General features: G+C 42.1%; 19 protein-coding genes. 12 read left to right on the forward strand and 7 right to left on the reverse strand.

Features of this window, described 5'->3' with window-relative positions:
- Window positions 1–96: 96 nt before the first annotated feature.
- Window positions 97–873 carry a hypothetical protein gene (locus tag ACT3QQ_RS02495; protein WP_444526783.1) on the forward strand — a complete coding sequence of 259 codons (777 nt, stop codon included), beginning with the start codon at window positions 97–99 and terminating at the stop codon, window positions 871–873.
- Window positions 874–988: 115 nt separating this feature from the next.
- Here ACT3QQ_RS02495 and ACT3QQ_RS02500 read toward each other — a convergent pair whose 3' ends face one another.
- From ACT3QQ_RS02500 to glpK, 4 genes are all read right to left on the reverse strand, one after another.
- Window positions 989–1,681: a TetR/AcrR family transcriptional regulator gene (locus tag ACT3QQ_RS02500; protein ID WP_444519595.1), complete on the reverse strand. Its 693-nt coding sequence runs from the start codon at window positions 1,679–1,681 to the stop codon at window positions 989–991.
- A 237-nt stretch (window positions 1,682–1,918) separates the two neighbouring features.
- Complete coding sequence (locus ACT3QQ_RS02505) at window positions 1,919–2,941, reverse strand: endonuclease/exonuclease/phosphatase family protein (RefSeq protein WP_444526784.1); 1,023 nt, start codon at window positions 2,939–2,941, stop codon at window positions 1,919–1,921.
- Between the two features lie 260 nt (window positions 2,942–3,201).
- Window positions 3,202–3,735, reverse strand: coding sequence for a hypothetical protein (locus ACT3QQ_RS02510; protein WP_444526840.1), 534 nt, complete (start codon window positions 3,733–3,735; stop codon window positions 3,202–3,204).
- 262 nt (window positions 3,736–3,997) lie between these two features.
- Window positions 3,998–5,614, reverse strand: a complete 1,617-nt coding sequence (glpK, locus tag ACT3QQ_RS02515) for a glycerol kinase GlpK (RefSeq protein ID WP_444526785.1) — start codon at window positions 5,612–5,614, stop codon at window positions 3,998–4,000.
- 541 nt (window positions 5,615–6,155) lie between these two features.
- On the opposite strand from glpK, the gene ACT3QQ_RS02520 reads away from it, so the two are divergent.
- The 5 genes from ACT3QQ_RS02520 (at window position 6,156) to ACT3QQ_RS02540 (ending at window position 12,535) form a co-directional block, all read left to right on the forward strand.
- Window positions 6,156–7,814, forward strand: coding sequence for a TolC family protein (locus ACT3QQ_RS02520; protein WP_444526786.1), 1,659 nt, complete (start codon window positions 6,156–6,158; stop codon window positions 7,812–7,814).
- Window positions 7,815–7,916: 102 nt separating this feature from the next.
- Window positions 7,917–8,783 (forward strand): YihY/virulence factor BrkB family protein, encoded by an 867-nt coding sequence (locus tag ACT3QQ_RS02525; RefSeq protein WP_444526787.1) that lies wholly within the window; start codon window positions 7,917–7,919, stop codon window positions 8,781–8,783.
- Window positions 8,784–8,831: 48 nt separating this feature from the next.
- Window positions 8,832–10,031 carry an HlyD family secretion protein gene (locus tag ACT3QQ_RS02530; RefSeq protein ID WP_444526788.1) on the forward strand — a complete coding sequence of 400 codons (1,200 nt, stop codon included), beginning with the start codon at window positions 8,832–8,834 and terminating at the stop codon, window positions 10,029–10,031.
- A 3-nt stretch (window positions 10,032–10,034) separates the two neighbouring features.
- Entirely contained in the window at window positions 10,035–11,345 is a 1,311-nt protein-coding gene (locus ACT3QQ_RS02535) for an ABC transporter permease (RefSeq protein ID WP_444526789.1), read from the forward strand.
- On the forward strand, window positions 11,345–12,535 hold the full coding sequence (locus ACT3QQ_RS02540) for an ABC transporter permease (RefSeq protein ID WP_444526790.1): 1,191 nt from the start codon (window positions 11,345–11,347) through the stop codon (window positions 12,533–12,535). The genes ACT3QQ_RS02535 and ACT3QQ_RS02540 overlap by 1 nt, the downstream gene beginning before the upstream one ends.
- Window positions 12,536–12,627: 92 nt before the next feature.
- Here ACT3QQ_RS02540 and sthA read toward each other — a convergent pair whose 3' ends face one another.
- The 3 genes from sthA to ppsR form a co-directional block, all read right to left on the reverse strand.
- Window positions 12,628–14,277, reverse strand: coding sequence for a Si-specific NAD(P)(+) transhydrogenase (sthA, locus tag ACT3QQ_RS02545; RefSeq protein ID WP_444526791.1), 1,650 nt, complete (start codon window positions 14,275–14,277; stop codon window positions 12,628–12,630).
- A gap of 100 nt (window positions 14,278–14,377) precedes the next feature.
- Window positions 14,378–14,779, reverse strand: coding sequence for a DUF4377 domain-containing protein (locus tag ACT3QQ_RS02550; RefSeq protein WP_444526792.1), 402 nt, complete (start codon window positions 14,777–14,779; stop codon window positions 14,378–14,380).
- Between the two features lie 146 nt (window positions 14,780–14,925).
- Entirely contained in the window at window positions 14,926–15,822 is an 897-nt protein-coding gene (gene ppsR / locus ACT3QQ_RS02555; protein ID WP_444521934.1) for a posphoenolpyruvate synthetase regulatory kinase/phosphorylase PpsR, read from the reverse strand.
- Between the two features lie 716 nt (window positions 15,823–16,538).
- Between ppsR and ppsA the strand changes: the two genes are divergently transcribed.
- The 6 genes from ppsA (at window position 16,539) to ACT3QQ_RS02585 (ending at window position 22,068) form a co-directional block, all read left to right on the forward strand.
- Window positions 16,539–18,923, forward strand: a complete 2,385-nt coding sequence (gene ppsA / locus ACT3QQ_RS02560) for a phosphoenolpyruvate synthase (protein WP_444519584.1) — start codon at window positions 16,539–16,541, stop codon at window positions 18,921–18,923.
- A 113-nt stretch (window positions 18,924–19,036) separates the two neighbouring features.
- A complete protein-coding gene (locus ACT3QQ_RS02565; protein ID WP_444526793.1) occupies window positions 19,037–20,008 on the forward strand; it encodes an RDD family protein in 972 nt (323 codons plus the stop codon).
- 284 nt (window positions 20,009–20,292) lie between these two features.
- Window positions 20,293–20,697, forward strand: coding sequence for a 30S ribosomal protein S6 (gene rpsF, locus ACT3QQ_RS02570; RefSeq protein ID WP_444519582.1), 405 nt, complete (start codon window positions 20,293–20,295; stop codon window positions 20,695–20,697).
- Window positions 20,698–20,713: 16 nt separating this feature from the next.
- The gene (gene rpsR, locus ACT3QQ_RS02575) at window positions 20,714–20,941 is read left to right on the forward strand and encodes a 30S ribosomal protein S18 (protein WP_058368567.1); all 228 of its coding nucleotides are present in this window, start codon (window positions 20,714–20,716) and stop codon (window positions 20,939–20,941) included.
- Window positions 20,942–20,966: 25 nt separating this feature from the next.
- On the forward strand, window positions 20,967–21,473 hold the full coding sequence (gene rplI / locus ACT3QQ_RS02580) for a 50S ribosomal protein L9 (protein ID WP_444526794.1): 507 nt from the start codon (window positions 20,967–20,969) through the stop codon (window positions 21,471–21,473).
- 355 nt (window positions 21,474–21,828) lie between these two features.
- Window positions 21,829–22,068: a hypothetical protein gene (locus ACT3QQ_RS02585; protein ID WP_444526795.1), complete on the forward strand. Its 240-nt coding sequence runs from the start codon at window positions 21,829–21,831 to the stop codon at window positions 22,066–22,068.
- The last annotated feature ends 106 nt before the right edge of the window (window positions 22,069–22,174 follow it).

Raw genomic sequence — 22,174 nt, forward strand, 5'->3', positions numbered from 1 at the left:
GACGACTAATTGGTCCATCATGCAATAAAAAATTAAGTCAGCCCTAGTAATGGTAAATAATACCAATATTTATTACCTTAACATAAGGTTTACACCATGTTTGATTCAGCCATCAAAGCAGCACCTTTCAAGCGCTCACTATGCGTTACATTGTCAGCCTTGTTTTCGTTAACCTTCATGCAGCCTGCTATAGCTGAGAGTGAGTCTATTCAAATAACCAACTCTACTAGCATGGCTGAATACTGCCGCGATGATAGTAAGACTCAAGCACACTCCTATAAGTATCAAAGCGAACAACAGCGCCTGTTAAATTGTATGGTCGCTCAGTTAAAGCCCTATCAACAAAAAGACAAGACAGCAGCTCAACAGTATTTTGCCTATAAAGCGCAAGCATGGTTGAACTATGCCATTCATCAAGACAGTATGAATAGCCGCTTATCCGCGGGTCAAGTTGCATTAGAAATGGCAGAGCCTATATTGCAAGCACTAGATAGTGATACGGTACAAGACTTGAGCTTGCATCAGGACATCCCTACTACCTCTGCCTTAATGCGCCCTGATCTATGGGCAACTCTAAGTGCATTAAAAGACGGTAATGGCATAAAATCAGCACCACGCGAGATGGCATTTAGTGAAGTGGCTTTGATTTGGGCAGCCACCAATCAATGCGCGCGAGGCTGGCGTGAATCTAGTATGCACTTTCGCATGGCAGACCGTTGGCTTGAGCAGGCACGCGAGGCTTATGTCAATACAAATGACTCACAGACCAATGTAGCACTAGAGAAGTCAATAGCCAACTACTATAAGCAGTACGCGCATTTAGATGCAAGCGATGATACTTGTCGTGGACAAGATTTGACATCTAACCGTTAGGCTACGGTTATTTTACTAGAAGTATTCATCTCTATTACTTCCAATCATATGCTAAAAATTAGACATAAAAAAGCCGACATATATGTCGGCTTTTTTATGTTTAAAGTAAGCTTAATTAGCGGTTTTTACGTGGTAATTTTTCTGGTAGATAACAACGTAAATAAGCGATAAACGCTGTATTTGCTTCTTGGATATACTCTTCAGTGATACTCTGATGACGGCGATACGATAACGTGAATATGGCATTTACAATGCTATAAGCAATCAGCAAAGTATCTTGGATATCATGAAAGTTTGGCATCTCATAACGCTCTGACAAACGCTTATACACGACATTAACGATTTGATGATCCATATCTTCACCAAAGCTATCACCTTCAAAATCAGGTGTATTGGTGTCATAAATAAGCTTAGCTTTGGTCTTGTCGTTATGGAATATCGTAATACAATGATCAATAAGCGCCGTTAGATACCCTTGCCATCTGTCATAGTTGCCAATATCGACCGTTTCTACCATCTCTAATATTTCAATCGCATTCAAAAAACGCAATGCTAAAAATATTGCTTCGATATTAGGGAAAAAATGGTAAGCAGAAGCTCTTGGTATGCCTGCTTCTTCACATACAGCTGCTAACGTTATATCGTTGATAGCATGTGTTTCGCTCAATTTTTTGGCACCAGCCAATAGTTTTTGACGACGTGCACGACCTTGCTGGCTAGTAAACTTAAACTTATTAGGTACAAGCTTCTTTGCCAACTCCGAATCTACCAGCACATCTTCAATCTTTTCGTCTTTATTATCACTCATTGTGAATCTCTTAAATGTTGCGCCCTATTTTATAAATATAATCTTCGTTGAATAGTACCTACCCTCAAATGAAGGACTATTAACCTTTGGCTAAAATATAAAGCCTGTACGGTCACTACTGTATTCAATGGAGAATTATCATAAACGCTTGCATATTATCAAGCAAGGGACATGAATAGGTTAAAAACAATACAACGATCAGCAATTTAATAGAGCTAACCGTCTAATTTTATAAAGTTAGTCATTGAGTTTTATTTTCGCCCTTATAATACCATGATCGGTCACTCTATCGTCATAGTCCCACTTCAAATGATCGTTAAAATAATCCACCCGCTCTACATGACCGAGCGAAAACTTACTATCAGGCAAAAACTCTTCTGAGACAAATAACTGATCGATAACTTCTGGCATACCTTGATATATATGGGTATAGGCGACATCTTTCATCCAACCATACCGTGCCTGAATACGAGCTGCATCAAAAAGTGCGACATCACGCATACTTTTGTCGTAATTAACTTCCCCAGTTTCTGTCATCAACTGAGTGGTTACACTACCTGTGACATCGTTCATATCACCCAATAGAATCAATGGCTCACGGGTATGGTGCAATCGCTCTATGATAGACATACGGATAGAGGCCGCTTCTGCCGCGCGCATACATAGACTACGCAGCTTGGCGCGAACTCGAATGTTTGGATCATCCATGTCCTCTAACAGGTTGCCGTTTTCATCACGTAAGAAAAAAGCACGTTTGCTTTTTAAATGTGCTGTAATGACAGTAATTGGCTGCCCGTACGCGTCAACACGCAACACTAGTGGAGGACGATTAAAACGTTGATAAGGACCGATATCAGGTACATCAATAATAGCTTTTGGTGCTATATCCTCTAATAAACTGGTTTCTAATTGCTCAAATCGGCTGATGATACCCACAGCAGGTGTATTCTGTGCACCTAAGCCTTTGGTATAAGTATTGGTGCTATCGTTACTTGCGAGTGGAATGACCGTTTGCTCAGGCTTAAAACCTAACGAAACCGCTAACGCCTCTAGTGCATCACTATCCCAAACCTCTTGTACTGCGATAATATCAGCATGTGCTTTAGCCAACAAACCTGTAAGACCTCGCAGCTTATGTTCATAAGCTTCATTGTCGTAGGCTGGGGCATTTTCATAGTAAGTTCGATTAGGGTTCGCGAAGTTCAATAAGTTTGCCGTCGCGACATAGAATTGTTTGCTACCCTCAGCACTATTACTCATATATTCCTCATCGTACCCATTATTATAATACATAATATTCACATATATGCATACTTTATATACTTTAAGCATAAAAAAACTTCCAAAGTTAAACTTTGGAAGTTTTAAAATAGCATATATATTGATAAGTGAAACTACTAATAGAACTGAAAATACAATCAATCTATTTTGTGCAATAAAATAGCAATCTCATGTACCAATCAATTACTAATAAGCTTCGTTCAACAAAACACTTAAGTCACAGTTTAATTAATTGTTTATTATGATACACGGTGCCACGCATCACGTGACGCTTGACGTGCTTCATTCCATTCCAAGCGAGACTCGCCTTTCACTTCATGCCATGAACGCTCTAGATCTGCTTCATGGTCTTCAAAACGTGCGTCTACTGGATAACGAGCGCGGTTCGCATAGCCAACTGCATATGCTGGATGCATATCGCGGTCGAAGTCATACCCTTCTTTAAAATAATCAGCATTTGCATATTCCGCACGCCAGTATGCTTCTTCATGAGTCGGATCAATTGCTTCCGCTGCCGCATGTCCTGCACCGCCACCAACGACTGCACCAATAGCACCACCAATTAATGTACCCAACGGTCCTGCCATCGTACCGATAGCTGCACCTGCTGCTGCACCACCTACGCCGCCGATGCCTGTACCGACTGGATGTGAACCTGGTTCACCAGTAATGATATCTGCATTCAAGTCTTCTTTGGTCTCTTTTGACATGTGCTTTACTTCACTACGATCAATCGCATCATGACTACGGTCTATAGCATCGTGGTCGTTCATGTATACATCGTGGTTATTCATATTATTATCCTTAAATTATTTTTATTTATTTAACTTCTCATTCACTAAGAACTTAGCGTTCTTGTTGAATTCAATTAAAGTATAGGAATTTTTGGATAACCTCAGATAGTCCGATTATGTAATCTATGTCCACATTGCGATTGCCTTAGGTTACAGCCTGTATCTTTATCACATTTATGTACAGCAGCATCATATTTTGAGTAATTTCAGATATGTAATAACAGTAAGTTTACTAAGTAAATCAATTTGATAGCGGCATCAAAGATCTATCTATAGCCCGTTGCCATTTAGCAAGATGTTGTTCACGAGCATCAATCGACATGTTCGGTTCAAAAACGCGATCTACCTGCCATGAAGCCTTCATTGTCGACTCATCGTACAGCCCAGTCTTTAAACCTGCGAGTAGTGCCGCACCTTTCGCCGTAATTTCTGTATCTCTAGGACGTAATACCGGAACCCCTAATAAATCGGCTTGGAATTGCATCAGTAAATCGTTGTTTGCAGCGCCGCCATCTACTCTGAGTTCGGTCAAAGGATGAGGGCTATCCTTTTGCATAGCGATAAGCACATCATAGGTTTGGTAAGCAACGGCTTCTAATGCAGCGCGAGCAATATGAGCTTTGGTAGTGCCTCGGCTCATGCCAGTGATACTAGCACTGATATCAGAACGCCAATAAGGCGCGCCCAATCCTGTGAACGCAGGTAGCAATACCACATCTTTGCTACTGTCTACTTGGCGGGCCAGATCTTCGATATCGCTGCTCTGTTCAATCATACCCAAATTGTCACGTAACCATTGAACGATAGCGCCTGCCATAAAAATACTGCCCTCTAAGGCATAAGTGACTTCCTTTTTGGGTGGTTGTAGCATACGTTTGCCTGATTGTACAAGTTGGTCAAACGATAAATTATCTGGACGAGTTGGTGACGTTTTGCGCTGCCATGCAACGGTGGTTAGTAGCTTATGCTCACTCAACTTTGGCTGCTGGCCAATATTCATCAACATAAAACAGCCTGTACCATAAGTGTTTTTGGCCATCCCCGCATCAAGGCAACCTTGCCCAAAAAGTGCGGCTTGTTGGTCACCCAGTACTGCTTGAATAGGTATTTGCTTTGCAAACAGGCCTTTTTTGGTTTTGCCAAAATCACCGTCGGACGGTAGTACTTTAGGTAATATATTCATAGGTATAGCAAAACGGTCACAAAGTGCCTCTGACCATGCCAGCTTATGGATATCAAATAATAACGTGCGAGAGGCGTTGGTCACATCAATAACATGCTCACCACCTGTGAGCTTATAGATTAGCCAACTATCAATGGTGCCGACCGCTATCTCACCTCGGCTGGCTCGCACACTAAGCTTCGGATTGTTTTCGAGTAACCAAGCAATCTTACTGGCACTAAAATATGGGTCTAAACGCAGACCTGTAATGCGCTGAACTTCATGTGCCATGTTTACGCTATCAGCGCTCTGATGAACAGGGTCATTCATACTATTGCTAATATTTTCAGCAGCGAGCGTCTTACAGTAATCCGCGGTGCGCCTGTCCTGCCAAATGGTGGCGGGAGCCAATGGCTTACCAGTTTGCTTATCCCATATCACAATCGACTCACGCTGATTGGTAATCGCGATACTGGTAACATCAGTAGCAAGCAATCCTGCCCGATTAATCACATCATGCGCACAGCTGATTTGAGTTTGCCAAATCTGCAGTGCATCTTGTTCAACGAATCCAGCTCTTGGTGTTTGCAGTGTCGTTGGCTGTTGTACCATTTTGATAGGACGCGCATGATCATCGTACAATATCGCTCGACTCGATGTGGTTCCTTGATCCAACGCTAAAATATACCCTGCCATGACACACCCTCTGCTAATGTTGTTTATTCTATTTGATAGCCATTTAGTGACTATTCATTGACTGCTACTTATCAATTGCTGCTTATTGACTGATACTTATTGAGCATTTTCTATTTGTTAATTACTGCCTAAATTTCTTCATAGTAAGATTAAAAACAAAAACTATTTAAAAATAAATCGCTTGAATATAAAACGCTTTATTGGCTATGTTGTTACTTATAAACAGATATTTAAAAATTAAATCAGACCTCTATCATACTGCTACTAGTCACACAATAGAAAATGGCAAAATACTGAGCATTGACCCGTCACCATTGTGGCTCTACAGTGTACCTCTTATGACGAATGTCCGCTTTTTAGTGCTTTCAATCTAGACTTATTTTTATATTAAAATATGCATGATTTATTTAAGCATTATTTTTTGCGAGCTAACGAATAGTCTATAATAGTTCAGCGACTTTATATTCTGAGCAATGAAATCTATTGGTACTGTTCCTTATTTTATAATACCTTACATTCTAATTAATGGCTTATGTGACTTATGAAATTCATTTTATCAGCGCTACCAACTGCTATGATGACAGTTGCAGTCATGAGCGTGCCTGTCATGACTTACGCAAGCACTGACGCTGACAGTATAGAAGTGTCAGATGATGTTACACCAGTGGCGGTAACACAAATCATAGATACTGGTAGTCCGACTGATAATGATAAACCAGCTGTAGCGCCTTTTTATACAGTACCAAACCCTCAAAACGCTGAATCGCAGACACTATCTACGCTTGTTGACCCTATCACACATAAAGCTGTCGATAATAGCTACCCACTCGACGTCTCAAGCTTTTTGAGCTTAGAGCAAGCGCAAAAGCTTCTGGTACAAGTATCACCTAAAATTGCTGCCAATCAAGCAGCGATTGCCGCCAGCGAATACCAAACTGACGCGCTCAGAACCATTGACAATCCGCTCGTATTTGCTCGAGTATCTGCCAGTGCTTATCATTTGGACGAGGACATAGACTTGTCTTCTCTCAGAAGCGGTATCGCCAACGAAGTAAATAATGGCGTAGATAACATAGTTCCTCCTACAGCAGACCTACCAGACTTCGGTGAGCTGATCGGTGAGCGTATTCCCGACTCCTACAACCTCAAGCGCTCAGGCTCTACATCAGGCGCAGGTCTTGGTGTCGTTTGGCCTGTTTATACTGCTGGGCGTACAGACGCGCTGACTGGTGCCTCAGACGCTCGTACTCAAGAAGCGATGGCTGATAGCGTACTAGACAAAAATGAGCTTTATAATACGTTGATTGAACGTTATTTTAAGGCACAACTAGCGATTATCGCCGCTTACTTACGAGAAGATGCTTACGATACGTTGCAGCAGACCGACCATATGGCCGAGCGTCTGTTCGAAGAAGGTTTTATCTCACGTGTCGATAGACTAGAGGCACAGTCTGCTCTTGCGGATGCCAAAAGCGAATCCGTCAATGCGAATAATGACGCGCGCCTAGCCATGATTGCGCTACAGCGCCTACTACGTACCGACTACCGTATTAAACCAACCACACCTTTATTTGTTTCAAGTCGCCCTCTACCAGATGTGAGCTACTTTCAGGACTTGGCGCTAAACAACCACCCTGGTCTGCAAAAAGTTGCAGCCAAGCGAGCACAGGCGCAACAATTACATGCGTTATCAGATACAGGCTACAAGCCTACGGTATTGCTATACGGTTATGGTCAGGTAGAGAATAATCCAAGCTGGGTCGCTGGTATCTCTGCCAGCTGGAAGCTATGGGGCGGACTCGATAAAACCGCATCGTTAGCATCAAGCAATGCCCAAATACGTCAGGCCGATCTCTCTGAAATTGAAGTCAGTGACAATCTACTACTACTGGTAGAAAAAAACTGGCACGATGTCAATAACGCCCAATCACGCTATCAAGCATTACAAAGTAATGTTGATTTGGCCGCAGAAGTATTACGATTGCGACGCTTAGGATTACAAGAAGGTGTAAATACCACCGTCGACGTGGTGCAAGCACAGACGCAATCGCTGAAGGCACGTACTGAACAAGCACAAGCTGCTAATGACTACGTACAGTCATTGGCTGCACTCATGCAAAGCTGCGGGACACCACTTGCTTTTAATGCTTATCTCAATGCTGCTGACATTCAACTGCCTACTTTATATACTGAACAATGATGTGACGTGAGAAGCCATAAGTCGTGTTGATAAACGCTTTGTATTATCATGAAGCCGACAACGAACATACTATTACTAACCCTATTGTGAATACCTGTTTTTATGAAAGAATTGACTGCTAAATCGACAAAAAACTGGCTGCTGACGTTACTAGAGACATGGAAAATTGCAAATAACTCTAACGTTTGGGCGCATTGCGCAAGCGTAGGTTTCTTTGGTTTCTTATCAATTTTTCCAGTAATGGCTGTGTTTGTTCTGCTTTATGGTCTGGCGTTTTCGCCTGCTGAGATGCAAGAGCAAATCTCACTCTTGAGTCAGTTTATTCCTGATACGGTATATGAAGTGCTTAACTCACGTCTGAATGACTTGGTTTCTACAACCACGTCTACACTGACTTTTAGCCTGCTAATATCATCCTTGCTCGCACTTTATGCTGGCTCTAAAGGTATCAAATCTTTAATTATTCTTATTAACCTTGCATTTCATATTACTCAAGAGCGCAGTTTTATACAGAGCACGATTCGCGCAGTTGGTTTGACCTTTGCAGCAGTAGTCGTATTGATTATAGCGGTCTCTTCTATCGCGATTATTCCTTTGGCGGCGGTCTATTTTCCTTTCCCCCAGATAGCGAAGACGATTGCACTTTGGAGCAGGTGGCCAATATTGACAGGTATCATATTTTTAAGCTTTTTGGGCCTTTATCGCCTAGCCCCAAATCGTGATGCCGTCGCCCTCAAAAAATTAATGCCGGGTGCTGCACTAGCAACGGTTTTATGGATCGTATTGTCCATCTTGTTTTCAGTTTATGTGCAAAATTTTAACAACTATAGTGCTGAGTTTGGCGCGCTTTCAGCTGCTGTGGTCATTATGCTATGGCTCTATTATTCAGCATTTATTGTCGCCCTTGGTGCTATTTTTAATTCTGAAATCATAGACAACGCCAAGCCTTATGCGGTTCGAGTGTACTAGTAATAAACCCTTTATTTTCAACTTTGTTGCTTTAGGAATCTCATTGTCATGACTGAATTACCACGCGAATCAGACGACTCAAATAAATCAACTGATGCAACCGAGTCAGTGACCTCTCAAGATGCACAAAATTCAGTCGATCCTGTAAAAGACATACCTGATATCGAACCAGAGCAACCAACACCTGCTTATAATCGTAATCATTCTAAAACTGACAAATCTGCACGTACAAAGAAAGCATTGCTTGCGCTATTTATACTGATTGCCCTTGGTATCATTGCGTATGGCTTATATAAAAGTAATACGCATAGCGAGCCAGAAATGATTACGCTGCAAGGACAAATGCAGATGCAGCAAACGTCTATTGCTGCAAAAGTACCAGGGCGTATCGCCCAAATCATGGTAACAGAGGGTGATACAGTTACAGCAGGTCAACAACTGGTTGAAATGGATTCGCCTGAGATTAATGCCAAGATTAATCAAGCACGTGCTGGTAAACGAATCGCACAAAGCCAATTAGACAAAGCAGAAAATGGTGCTCGCCCGCAAGAAATTGCGCAAGCAAAAACCGCTTGGCAGGCCAATAAAGCCGCGTCTGATTTAGCAGAAAACACTTATCAGCGTGTGAATCGCCTTTACGAAGAAGGATTGATGGCGCGGCAAAAGCGCGATGAGGCATATGCGCAATATCTTGCCACTCAAGACCAAACCGAAGCGGCTCGCTTGCAGTATGATCTGGCGCTAGAAGGCACACGTACTGAAGATGTTTTCGCAGCTACAGCACAAGTCGCACAGGTCGATGCAAAGCTCGATGAAGCGTTAGTGGCAAAAGAGGAAGCGAATCTAAGAAGTCCTATCGCTGGTATCGTCGACAATGTCATTGTGAGTGCTGGAGAAGTCATCGGACAAGGGGTTCCACTCCTGACGCTGGTAGATACCAACGACCAATGGGTAGTACTTAACGTCACTGAGTCATATTTAAACCAATTTGCTATTGGTCAGACATTTACGGGGACTATCCCAGCATTATCATCAGCGGATAAACCTTACACAAAACAGTTTACCGTTTATACATCATCATCCTTATCAGACTTTGCTACTTGGCGTCCGACTAATAACGATGATGGTTTTGATGTGCGTACTTTTGAGGTTAAGGCACGACCATCTAAGCCCGACGCTCGTATTCGCTCAGGAATGAGTGTGGTGGTACGTATCGATCCTATCCCTGTTAATCAGAACCAAGAGTAAGCCATGCACTTGACTAAGTTAAGTGAGGCTTTTTTACGCAGTGCCGCCTACGAGCGCCGTTTTTTGGTAAAGAACCACTGGGACTTAAGCATGGTGGTATGGATACCGTTGGTAACGGTGCTGCTAATATGGTGGATATTTTCGCAGACTCAAATTATCGACCTACCTATTGGGGTCATCGATCAAGACAATAGCGCTGTAGCCAATACTGCTGTACGTTACTTAGAAGCCAGTCCTACTTTGACAGTCAGACAGCTTTATTACTCCCAAGCGGATGCAGAGGCTGCTATTTTACAGCGCGACATTTATGCTGTCGTCATTATTCCAGAAGACTTTTCTCGTAATATATTATCGAGCCAGCCTGCACCATTGACTCTACAAGTCAATGCACAGTACGGTACGCACTCTGGTATTATTCAGACGGGTGTTCAGGCAGTCGCTAGTACATTATCTGCAGGTGTAGAGATTAAGCGATTGGTCAAACAAGGTGTGGCGCCATCACAAGCGATGACCGCTTACGCACCTATCAGTGTGCAGCGTATTAGCTTATTTAATGCTGCGACCAACTACCAGCAGTTTTTGGCATCGACCGTCATACCTGCCTTATTACATATACTAGCGATGGTCATTGGTGCAACCACGATTGGCCGCGAGTTACGTGATAAAAATATCGGTCGCTGGTACCGTTTTATCGATGCAGGAAAGTCTAATCTAGCCTTATCTAACACCGCAGAAGCGACATCTTCGCTCTCAACTGTACAAGATAGCAACAATAACACTGCATCATCGTCAAGTGCAAAACCGCCTAACTCGGTCAGCTTATCAGTTTTGGTATTTGGTTTATTAGGTAAATACTTTTGGCCAGTATTGGCATATAGCTTATGGTCAGCATTGATATTATGGCTGGCAACGTCCAATCAGAATATAAATATTACTTCTCTTGCTGCCGTCTATGCTGGGTTTTTGTGCCTAATAATATTGTCGTTTTGGCTAGGTGCTATTTTTACTTTGAATTCCTTTTCATTACGTATGGGCCTATCAACCACGGGCTTTATTTCAGCGCCTTCTTATGCTTTTGCTGGTGTTACTTTTCCTTATATTGCGATTAGTGATAGCGCGCAATATTGGTCAAATGCCCTACCGTTAACACATTATCTAAAGCTCCATATTGCACAGTTACAAATGCAAGCACCGATCGCCATATCTCTACCTATTGTCTATGGTCTAATGTTTGCTGCCACAATAGCACTACTACTTGCAGCACTATTAACCAAACGCGCATTGGCGCATCCTGAACGTTGGGGAGCACGCTAATGTCCGCACCATTAAATAATACACACTCAAAAGCTAAAGCAACTACAACTTCGGCTTCACAAAGTTTTTGGGCCAGCTTCATTCAAACTTTTAAAGACGTCTTTGGCGATAAAGGTGTACTTTTGATGTTGATTATCGCACCTATTATTTATGGGTTTTTCTATCCTTGGCCTTACTCATCTGAGGTGGTCGATCATGTGCCCGTAGGTATCATCGATCATGACAACAGTAACTTATCACGTACTCTCGTGCGTTATACGAGCGCCAGTCCATACCTAGACACTGAGTTGTTTATCAATGAGCAGGCTGCTAAAGAAGCTATATGGTCAGATCAAATTGCAGGCTATATGGTGATCCCAACTGGTCTAGAAGAGCAAGTTCAGTCCGGAGAGCAAGCGCACGTCAGCGTACTGGGTAATGGCGGTTATTTTATTTTAAATAAAAACGTCCAATTGGGGTTCTCTCAAGCAGTGGGCACAGTATCTGCTGGTATCAAAGTCAAGAAAAGCATTGCACAAGGTGCCTATGCACCCACCGCTGCACAGAACACGCAAGCTGTGCCACTACGAATTATGCCACTGTATAACCAAACCGAGGGCTATGGCGCTTACGTTGTACCAGCCGTTTCTGTCATTATCTTACAGCAGACACTTTTGATGGCGACAGCGATGCTAATTGGCACATGGTATGAGCAGCGCCGTCACAGTACGAGTATACGTGGCTGGCTAGGACGTATCGGGGCCTTAAGCTCACTTAGCTTTATCATTGGCTGCTTTTATTATGGATGGGCGTTTGAGCTACATCATTATCCACGCGGACAAAATATGCTGGGTACGCTGCTGTTTTTGGCACTGTTCTGTCCGACAGTCGCAACGCTCGGCTGCGTGCTCGGATTATGGTTCAGGCAGCGTGAGCGCAGTATGCAGATATTAATCTTTATATCCCTACCGATATTTTTCCTAAGCGGCTATCCTTGGCCAGCAGACCAGCTACCTCAAATACTACAAGTGATACGTTGGCTGGTTCCGACTACGCCTGCCATTAATACCTCTGTGCAGCTCAACCAAATGGGTGCCAGTGTCTCTCAAGTCGCCATAGGGTTTTACGCATTGGCTGGTTTATGGTTGCTTTACTTCGCTTTATTGCTGCTCTTACGCAAGCGGATTCCGCAAAGAAGAGCCTACTTATAAACTTTGAAATTCACTAACTCTATGAGCATTAAAAAAGCGCCTACTATTTTTAGTAAGCGCTTTTTCATTTATATTGTTTTAGCTTTTAACACTTAAAACACTCGGTTCAAGCCATTCAATGCTGCCACACGATACGCTTCTGCCATCGTTGGATAGTTAAAGGTAGTGTTCACAAAGTACTCAAGCGTATTATTGCTCTTACACTTCATCACAGCTTGTCCGATATGGATAATCTCTGACGCGTGGTTACCGTAGCAATGGATACCTAGAATTTCTAGCGTATCACGATGGAACAATATCTTTAGTACGCCCGAGCGTTCACCAATGATTTGGGCACGTGCTAGATGTTTAAAGAATGCCTGACCCACTTCGTACGGGACTTTTTCATCTGTGAGCTCTTGCTCTGTCTTACCGATACAAGAGATTTCAGGAATTGTATAGATACCCGTCGGTACACTAGATACTGGCTCAGCATCGCTATCACCGACCATAAAGGCAGCAGCACAGCGCCCTTGGTCATAGGCGGCAGAAGCTAATGAGGGCCAACCGATTACGTCACCGGCAGCATAGATATTTTCGACGTCCGTACAGTAAGTATCATCTACTTTTAACTGGCCACGACTATTTGCTTTTAGCCCAATAGCTTCTAAGTTTAAGCCTTCAGTGTTACCTGAGCGTCCATTTGACCAAAGAATAGCATCAGATTTGATGCGCTTGCCACTCTTTAAATGCAAGACCACATAATCGTCATGAGTCTCAAGGTGGTCAATCTCTTCGTTACTACGGATAAGCACACCGAACTGTCTGAAGTCATGCGCGATGGCATCACTGATTTCGCTGTCTAAGTAGTTAAGCAACTGATTTTGGTTGTTGATTAAATCAACCTTGTAACCAAGACCAGTAAAGATAGAGGCATACTCACACCCAATCACCCCTGCACCATAAATGATGATTTTTTTGACCACATAATCCATTTGCAAGATTTTGTCAGAGTCAAAAACGCGTGGATGATCAAAATCTAAAATCTCAGGGCGATAAGGACGACTACCAACAGTGATGATGGCCTTATTGAAAGTGATGGTTTCATAAACATTTTCATCGACTTCAATACGCAGCGTGTGTGCGTCAACGAAACTTGCCCAACCTTGAATAACTTCGATACGATTGCGCTCATAAAAACGCGTGTGCGTACCGACTTGACGACGGATAACTTGACGCGCCTTGGCCAGTACTTCATTTAGCGGTACTTGCTTATATTCCATTGCTTTAGTAAACATTGGATCGCGGCGAAAGTTAATCAGGTTAAAGACAGATTGGCGCAGTGCCTTACTTGGAATCGTACCGACGTGAGTAGAGTTACCACCCACTTGATCACGAGGATCGACGACCACCACTCTTTTACCAGACTTGGTCAACTTCATAGCAGCGGCTTCACCAGCAGGGCCCGCTCCTAAGACAACTGCATCGTACTCATACTCATGATCGTCACTTTTTACACGGCGAGAGTCTTTGGTAAAGCCAGACTTAACATCGATTCGTGTGTCATCGAGTGGATTCACCAGATCAGGATGATGCATGACATCATCAGTCACTTGCTCATGAGTCTGCTCTATCTTTTCTTTTTTATTCTTACCTTCGGTATGTTCAGGGCTTGGCACGTGTCCGCTAGATTTGTTTGATACTTCGGTATGAATATCTTTACCAGTATCATTGGTCTCGTCGCTTGCACTTTTACTTACCATGATGTCCTCTTTATATTTATTTATTGAGTAGATGTTTGAGATGTAAATGAATCAATATGTAGATGAGTTGGTATCATGTAGATGAACGAATATCACCCTACTAAGGCATACCTACCATACGTTGTGACAGTATGTTTTGCAATGTCCAGTACCCAGTAGCACTCTGCTGGCCTTCGTCGATCTGTGGGCGAACACTAATGATGTACTCAGTACCAAGGGCTGGTTTGAAATCATCGATCCAATCATAAGGAATCTGGAATACGCTACCGTCCTTAGACTTCGCAAGCAGGCACTGCATTGGCAATTCTGAAGCACAGGCCACACGGTTTGGCATGATTGTCAACGTCTGTGCCTCTCCCAATACGATGCTTGGAATATAGCGTGGTTCAGGTACAGGCTCCTTTGTAAATAGCGATGTTTGACAAGCACTCAATAAGGTCGCTGCGCTGAGCAAACCTGCCATCAACAACGACGGCTTTATAGATTGATAGGCTGAAATCATAGTATTCTCTATATGATAATTATCTAGGATGAAGTGAAGTATATTTATTAATGTTTTTTACGAATTCATTGCAGCTGTTTGAACACTTATTACTTATTCATGCGACTTCTCAAAACTGTTTGAACCATTTTTTGAGCTGACACTTATCAACCAATACGACGTTTGAGACCTGTCATCTGCAAGATACGTGTGGCAATCTCTTCAACAGACATCTCAGACACATCCAAGCTTGGAATACCATGCGTGATATAAATACCTTGAATCGCACGCTGCTCTTGCTGACATTGCTGATAGCTAGAATAACGACTGCCTGCACGGCGCTCTTGACGAATTTTTACCAAGCGATCAGTATCAATAAGCAAACCAAATAACTTGTCTTTGTGCTCACGTAACGCTTTCGGTAACTGATTGTCGTATAAATCGTCTTCGGTCAAAGGATAGTTAGCCGCTCGAATACCGAACTGTAGTGCTAAATACAGTGAAGTCGGCGTCTTACCAGAGCGCGAGACACCTACCAAAATAATATCAGCTGCGTTGTAGTGGCGAGTACGCGCGCCATCATCATTGTCCAAAGCAAAATGCACTGCATCAATACGTTCTTTATAGGTTTCAGAGTCTACATCGTCATGTGCATGCCCCGAATGACCATCTGGCTCCACACCAGTCTCTTCTGCAACACGTCCTATTAGTCCCTCATACATGTCCAAGTTACAGCTTTGGGCTGAGTTGATTCTTTCACGAATTTCAGGATTGACGATCGTATCAAACACTAGTGGCAACGATCCGTCTCGTTGATAGGCCATGTTGATTTGTTCAACCGCATCTTCGGCGCGCTCCAAGCTGTCTACATAAGGTAACACTCTAGTCTCAAAAGGCACTGAAGCAAACTGACTCAAGATCGCACGCCCCAATGTCTCAGCCGTAATCGCTGTACCATCTGAGATAAAAAATGCTGTTCTAATGGCGTGAGAACTGTCTAAGTTGAGCGCATCACGATTTTGGATAGTGGACTTAACTTGTTCAGATGGATTGCTTGAATACATATCGTTGACACCTCGGTTGAAAACTCAATAGTGACCTTTATTTAGTTTTTGGTATAGCTCTTATTTGGTATAAATCTTAGTAATAACTCAGACTTATTAGGCGATTATCAGTTATTGACTATTAGTAGCATTGCTTTAGCTATTAAAATCACGATTTTTACTTGGCTTTTTATAGTTGCTTTTATCACTAACTTTTATAGTTACTTTCTTAAAACGCGTTTTTATCAGTACCTATATTGCACATTTATCATGTAGTGTGCACCAACTATCTATGCGCTACATTATACGCATATTAGCTTCTTAATAGAAATCAATGTTACAGGCTTACACTTAGAACTAACATTGTTTTTCATCTTATCGCTATAGTGAATTCATTTCTTATTGAGGAGATTTTTTATCATATATCCTATACAAGAACATGAGATAAGAATAATAGAAACATAAGTTATGGAAATACTCTAACCATAACCTATCTAAATATGCTTATTTCAGGTAGTAGTTGGCTCTTCTTAACCTGTATTACCCTTCCTAATATTGATATTTTTAATCTACGTAAATACGAAAATTAAGAGCGCTAGCTATAATTTATGTAGCAAACCCCACAATTTGTATATTTTTAACAAGTTTTTTGGTGAAAACCCTCGAAATTCTCCTAATATGGCGGTATAATTCACCGTTATAATCTTTACTAAATAACCTTATTTTCTGGAGTTATCATGGCAGCGCAATCTACAGCACTTGTAATCAATCTTGATCAGCTAGGAAAAGACGACATCGAAATGGTTGGTGGTAAGAACGCTTCGCTTGGCGAAATGATCAGCCATTTATCTGATTTAGGCGTTAGTGTTCCGGGCGGCTTTGCCACCACTTCAAATGCATTTAACCGTTTTTTAACTGAAACGGGCTTGCTTGAAAAAATCAACAGCGAGCTAAAAACACTAGACGTAAACGATGTTAATAAGCTTGCGGCTACTGGTAAAAAGATTCGTACTTGGATTATCGAACAAGAACTGCCAAAAGATCTTGAGCAAGAAGTACGTCAATCATTTGAAACCATGAGCGGCGGCGAAGACATCGCTGTTGCTGTCCGTTCTTCTGCCACTGCTGAAGATTTGCCAGATGCTTCATTTGCTGGTCAACAAGAAACCTTCTTGAACATTCGCGGTATCGATAACGTCCTAATTGCTATTAAAGAAGTATTTGCCTCTTTATATAATGACCGTGCTATCTCTTACCGTGTTCATAAAGGTTTTGAGCATGAAGGCGTTGCATTGTCTGCTGCTGTACAGCGCATGGTACGTTCAGAGACTGGCGCTGCTGGTGTTATGTTCACGCTAGATACTGAAAGTGGTTTTGATCAAGTGGTATTCATCACGTCAAGCTACGGCCTAGGTGAAATGGTTGTACAGGGTGCGGTTAACCCAGATGAGTTCTACATCTCTAAGAAATTGCTAGCCAATGGTAAGCCGTCGGTGATCCGTCGTAACCTAGGTAGCAAGCATAAGAAAATGGTTTATGGTGATGAAGGTAGCACTGCAAAATCAGTTAAAACCGTTGATGTTGAAAAACAAGATCGTATGCAGTTCTCTTTATCTACTGAAGAGCTAACTTCACTTGCCAAGCAAGCGGTAACGATCGAACAACATTATGGCCACGCGATGGATATCGAATGGGCAAAAGACGGCGATAGCGGTGAAATCTTTATCGTTCAAGCGCGTCCTGAGACTGTTAAGAGCCGCCAAGACAGCAACGTCATGGAACGTTATGTCATCGACACGACTGGCGCCAAAGTATTGTGCGAAGGTCGCTCAATCGGTCAACGTATCGGTGCAGGTAAAGTGCGTATCGTTAGCAACCTAAACGAAATGGACAAAGTAGAAGAAGGCGATATCCTCGTATCAGACATGACTGATCCGGATTGGGAACCAGTGATGAAGCGCGCTTCTGCTATCATTACCAACCGTGGTGGTCGTACCTGTCACGCTGCTATTATCGCGCGTGAGCTAGGTGTGCCCGCCATCGTTGGTTGTGGTAACGCCACTGAGCTATTGACTGATGGTCAAGATGTCACTGCTTCTTGTGCTGAAGGTGATACTGGTTTCATTTATGAGAGTCAGATTGATTTTGAAGTACAAACCAACTCTGTTGAATCTATGCCAGAGCTAGCATTCAAAGTTATGATGAACGTTGGTAACCCAGATCGCGCATTCTCATTCACCCAAATGCCAAACGAAGGTATCGGTCTTGCGCGTCTAGAATTCATCATCAACCGTATGATTGGTGTGCATCCAAAAGCCTTGCTAAACATGAACAGCTTGCCACGTGAAATCTCACAAGCAATCCAAGAGCGTATCGCAGGCTATGCTTCACCTGTCGACTTCTATGTTGATAAATTGGTTGAAGGTATCTCAACACTAGCAGTTGCCTTTATGGATCAGCCAGTTATCGTTCGCATGTCAGATTTCAAATCAAACGAATACGCTAACCTGCTTGGTGGTAAGTTATATGAGCCATCAGAAGAGAACCCAATGCTTGGTTTCCGTGGTGCCAGTCGTTATGTATCTGATAACTTCCGTGACTGTTTTGAACTTGAGTGTAAAGCACTGAAACGTGTCCGTGATGAGATGGGGCTGACCAACGTTGAGATTATGATTCCGTTTGTCCGTACCACTGACGAAGCGGCGCAAGTAATCGAGTTACTTGAGAAAAACGGCCTAAAACGCGGTGAGAATGGTTTACGTATCATCATGATGTGTGAGCTACCAACCAATGCTCTATTGGCAGATGAGTTCCTAGAATACTTCGATGGTTTCTCAATCGGTTCTAACGATTTGACTCAGCTAACCCTTGGTCTAGACCGTGATTCAGGTATCGTTTCACATCTATTTGATGAGCGTGACCCTGCGGTTAAGAAGCTGTTGACTATGGCAATTGAAGCTTGCCGTAAGCAAAACAAATATGTTGGTATCTGTGGTCAAGGTCCATCAGACCATCCAGATCTAGCATTCTGGCTCATGGAGCAAGGTATCAGCTCAGTATCATTGAACCCTGACTCAGTGCTAGATACTTGGTTTTTCTTAGCTGGTGAAGAAGCAAAATAAACCGCTACGGTCATTCACACAGTCATTAAAGATAACACTATTAGGGTCTATTTGATTTTTTCAAATAGACCCTAATATAATGTCCTAAGACATGACTAACTATGCAGGCAATTATGCAGATTTTCCTTGCTCGAAATAACGTACAAGCTGGTCCATACGATTTGGAACAGTTGAACATCATGCTCGCCTCTGGTGAAGTACTGCTGGATGACTTAATGTGGCATGAAGGCTTAGATCAATGGCAGCGCGTAGGTGTTCTCACCAACAACCAAACGGTTTATCGACCTACTAGCATTAATAGCCCTCAGGTCAATGACTCTATTATTAATAACGTTACTGTCTTTCCTGAAGATACTAATACTGAAGAACACAAGTCTGTATCGTTAGATAGACTATATGGCAAGCCTGAACGTCCTAAAGACACTGGTAAAGATGCGAATATGACAACCAACCGTCATCACACACCGCATCATAATGTCTCACTAAATAAGTCTACTCTTAAAAAGACTGCGGCAGACAATGGTACAGTCATTGGAGATGTGGTACTTGCACCGATCATGTCACGTATCTTGGCGACTGCACTCAATGGCTTGCTTTATGTATTGGCTATATTACCGTTAGTGATGGCATTGACCAAAATGGATGTGGATTATACCAAGTTCCAAAATATCCAAGATATGGACGCGGCTTACCAATATTCAATGACGCTAATGGAAAGCCTTCCTAGTAGCACGTTAATGATGTCACAAGTGATGGTTTTTGGTCTATTCGCTTTGCAATTGATATTTATTGCCATGCGCGGTCAATCACTAGGCAAACTAATCACTGGTATTCGTGTTGTGGATCAAACCACACATCGTCTACCCTCGTTTATCAAGCTTATCGGTACACGTACGCTACTATTATTTATTATTTATAACTTACTGTTTTCATTTACTAGCTTTTTAGGCTTTGTGATTATTGCCATTCATTATTACATGGCGTCCAAAAGCCCAGAAAACATTGGTTGGCATGACAAACTTGCCAAAACCTTAGTGGTCAAAGCAGACAGTGGTCAATTAGTAAAAAAATCAAAGCCTGAATAATAGTATTTTTATTTGGTTATTTGCTACATACATAGCTGGTGATACTCAAAAAAGCTGCGTATTATCGCGGCTTTTTTATTTATTAAAGACTGTTTATCCTTCTTTTATATTTTATTAACAGCGGCACAGTGATTAACCTTTGTGTTAGTTGCTGAGTACTGTTATAATACGGCGCTTTATAAACTAAGCTTATTCCTGATTAATTTAATCGGAATTGAGCTTACCTTATAAATCTCCTTGCTATTAACATAGGGTTAATAGCTACTAATCCGTAAGGAGTCATAATGCGACATTACGAACTGGTGTTACTTGTACACCCAGACCAAAGCGACCAAGTGGTCGGCATGGTTGAGCGCTACATCAAGTTAGTTCAAGACAACAACGGTGTTATCCATCGTTTAGAAGATTGGGGCCGTCGTCAACTGGCTTATCCAATCAACAAGATTCACAAAGCTCATTACGTTCTTTTCAACATTGAAACTGACGGTGAAACTTTGGCTGAACTTGAAGAATTATTCCGCTATAACGACGCGATCATTCGTAGTCTAGTTATGCGCCGTGACGAAGCTGTCACTGAAGAGTCGCAGTTAGCCAAGAATGCCGATGAAAAACGCGCACGCAAAGCAACTACTCGTCGTCCAGACAATCGTGAAAACGGTAGTGACGACAACGACAACAGTGAAGACTAATTAAAGGAGAATACTCATGGCACGTTTCTATCGCCGTCGCAAATTCTGCCGTTTCACTGCTGAAGGCATCACTCACATCGATTATAAAGATGTTGAATTGCTAAAACAGTACATCAGTGATAATGGTAAAATCGTACCAAGCCGCATTACCGGTACGTCTACTAAATATCAGCGTCAACTAGCTACTGCTATCAAGCAAGCTCGTTATTTATCGCTACTTCCGTATACTGACAACCATCAGTAATTTAACCGTTAACTAGGAATGACTCATGCAAATTATTTTGTTACAGCGTATCGTCAACCTTGGTAAACTCGGTGAAACTGTCGATGTAAAACCAGGTTACGGACGTAACTTTCTTATCCCTCAGGGCAAAGCTCTACCTGCTACTAAAGCTAACATTGAAAAGTTCGAAGCACGTCGTGCTGAACTTGAAGCTGAAGAAGCAAAAGAGATCGCTGTTGCTCAAGAGCGTGCTGATGCACTAACTGACGTTAATGTTATCATGCGTGCTAAATCAGGTGACGAAGGCAAGCTATTCGGTTCTATCGGTACTCGCGATATCGCTGAAGCATTGACTAACTCAGGTCTAGAAGTAGACCGTGCTGAAATCAAACTACCTGAAGGCACTCTACGTCAAGTTGGCGAATACAATGTTGATATTCAGCTACACCATGACGTTACTGCTAGCATCTTAGTTACTATTCTTTCTGAAGATGGTAACAACGAAGATTCAACTGATGAAGAAGCTGCTGACGAAGACTATTCTGAAGAGTAATCTTTTATATAGTTAGACTCAGTCTATAAAAAGCCAGCAACCTTAGGTTGCTGGCTTTTTTATGTGCGTTATTTTTGAAATTGAGATTTCTATATTTAGACGATTTATATTGCTAACTTATACAGTTTTGTCTCTTCGAATGAAGGTTTTCTATATTACTAAATAGCTTAGAATTATTAGAAAACCTGTTGCTGTAATAGCGATGTTGCTACGCAATACTTTAGTAACTAAATGAAACAACTGCCGTAAAATTGCTATACCTAACAATAAGATGCTGTCTATATAATCATCATTATTACCATTAGCAGAAATTAGTAATCTACTGCTATCTAATATAATGATTGGGCGCAAGAATATGAAAGAAAATAATAATATCCACACCGATGACAAACTTATCTGTATCCAAGGTAATTCATATTACTCTGAGGGTGAGGTGTATACAGTTGGTAGAATAGTTAATGACAAATACTTTCAGCTACTGACTAGTGGCAACGATGACCATTGGTATGCCACCTCGGATGAGCAAGGTATTTACGTCAGTTTTGATACTTCAACAGCCACAAATAATAAAGCTTTCTTTGATAAGATTGCCTAGCTGTAGGCTATAGCATGTCTTCAATTTGAACAGATAAACACTACCTTTTATAAGAACTGGTTATCATAGATAGCCAGTTTTTTTAGTTAAGTACACTCTTAGTTGC

It is taken from the genome of Psychrobacter sp. AOP7-A1-24 (genome assembly GCF_052376235.1).
Lineage (GTDB): Bacteria > Pseudomonadota > Gammaproteobacteria > Pseudomonadales > Moraxellaceae > Psychrobacter.